Origin of the sequence: Litoribacter ruber (assembly GCF_018449405.1) — a bacterium.
Lineage (GTDB): Bacteria > Bacteroidota > Bacteroidia > Cytophagales > Cyclobacteriaceae > Litoribacter > Litoribacter ruber.
Window position 1 is genome coordinate 1 of record NZ_JAHCMY010000051.1, and the last position, 438, is coordinate 438.

Annotated in this window: 1 protein-coding gene; it reads left to right on the plus strand. The window is 37.9% G+C overall.

Annotation, left to right across the window (positions count from 1 at the left end):
• Positions 1 to 67: 67 nt before the first annotated feature.
• Positions 68 to 325: a GIY-YIG nuclease family protein gene (locus tag KI659_RS18545; protein WP_213946882.1), complete on the plus strand. Its 258-nt coding sequence runs from the start codon at positions 68 to 70 to the stop codon at positions 323 to 325.
• Positions 326 to 438 lie beyond the last annotated feature (113 nt).

Genomic DNA, 438 nt, shown 5'->3' on the forward strand with positions numbered 1-438 from the left:
ATTCCGCAAGCCTTAGAATTGATTTTCTAAGGCTTTTTTTCATTTCAGTCATTTTTTTTTCTATTGTATGGCGTATTTTTTATACATCCTCCAGTCTTTAAAAGACAGTTCCTATTATATAGGTTCAACAGAAAATCCAGAAGAAAGGCTTGAAAAGCATAATCGGCCTCACAAGGGTTATACAGGCAAAAAACAGCCATGGGTTCTGGTTTATACAGAAGTCTTTCCCAATAAAACTGATGCCCTGAAAAGAGAATTATACTTAAAAAGAATGAAAAGCAAAGCTTTAATAGCTAATCTCATATCCAAAAAATCAGATGGGTAGAATGCCTGTCCCGAGCAACGCTCGGGAAGGTCGCGGGTTCGAGTCCCGTCTCCCGAATTTATCGGGACAAGCTATTCCGCAAGCCTTAGAATTGATTTTCTAAGGCTTTTTTT

What these genes read in the sequence shown, in the direction of transcription:
- KI659_RS18545 (WP_213946882.1), top strand. Translation starts at nt 68, where the DNA reads ATGGCGTATTTTTTATACATCCTCCAGTCTTTAAAAGACAGTTCCTAT.